The 1,053-nt window shown below is 74.7% G+C and carries 2 protein-coding genes; one reads left to right on the plus strand and one right to left on the minus strand.

Annotated features, from left to right (window positions below; all coding sequences use genetic code 11):
• Nucleotides 1–865 (plus strand): LysR family transcriptional regulator (locus IE321_RS41520; RefSeq protein ID WP_190226786.1); only part of this gene is annotated, 865 nt, incomplete at its 5' end.
• Between the two features lie 114 nt (nucleotides 866–979).
• On the opposite strand, the gene IE321_RS43305 is transcribed toward IE321_RS41520, so the two are convergent.
• The coding region (locus tag IE321_RS43305) for a proprotein convertase P-domain-containing protein (RefSeq protein ID WP_373316672.1) at nucleotides 980–1,053 on the minus strand (74 nt) is incomplete at its 5' end.

The following is a 1,053-nucleotide window of genomic DNA, read 5'->3' on the forward strand; positions in this document are numbered from 1 at the left end:
GTACTTCGTCGCGGTCGCCGAGGAGCGGAACTTCACCCGGGCCGCGGAGCGGCTGATGGTCTCCCAGTCCGGACTCTCGGCATCGATCCGCGCCCTGGAGCGGGACCTGAAGGCGCCGCTGTTCGTACGGAGCACCCGCCGGGTGACGCTGACCGAGGCGGGGCGGGCGCTGCTGGTCGAGGCGGAGCGCGTCCTGGCACAGGTGCGGGCCGCGCAGGAGGCGGTGGCGGCCGTGCAGGGCGTGGTGCGCGGCACGCTCTCGCTGGGGACCGAGCAGTGCGTCGCCGGAGTGCACGTGGCCGGGCTGCTGGCCACGTTCAGGCGGCGGCACCCGGAGGTGGAGATCCGGCTGCGGCAGGAGGGCGGGCTCGTCCTGGCCGAGGACGTGGCCGCCGGGCGCCTCGATCTGGCCTTCGCCTACCGCACCCGGGCGGACTCCGATCAGCTGCGCTCGGTGCCGCTGGCGACCGAGCCGATGACTCTTCTGTGCCACCCGGAGCCCGCGCTCGCCGCGGCCGGCCCGGTCCTCTCGCTTCGCGATCTCGCCGAGGAGGTCTTCGTCGACTTCCACCCGGGCTGGGGGCCGCGTCGGGCCACGGACGCGGCCTTCGCCACCGCGGCCGTGCCGCGGGCCGTGAGCCTGGAGGTGAACGACGTGCACAGCCTCCTGGACCTGGTCGAGGAGGACCTCGGCGTCGCTGCCGCGCCCCGGCACTTCCGGCACAAGCGGGAATCGCTGCACGCCATTCCCCTCACTGGCACCGGTGACGCGGTGTACGAGACGGTGGCCCTGCTGCCACCCCCGCAGGCCACCAGTCCGGCTGCACGCGCGCTGATGAAGCTGCTGGAGCGAGGCGCGCGGTGAGGGCGGAGGCCCTGGTCCGGGGACGCGGCGCGACGGCCCCGTCCCCGGCGGAGTGCGCCGGGAACGGGGCCGTCCCCTGGGCGGGGCACCGGCGTCCCGTGGGAGGCCGGGGGGTCAGAACTGGAGCGACCAGGCGTTGATGTAGCCGGTGTCGTTGGTCCAGTTGTCGGTGGCGCGGAGCTTCCACG

The sequence above is a fragment of the Streptomyces hydrogenans genome (genome assembly GCF_014656075.1).
Classification (GTDB): Bacteria; Actinomycetota; Actinomycetes; order Streptomycetales; family Streptomycetaceae; genus Streptomyces; species Streptomyces hydrogenans.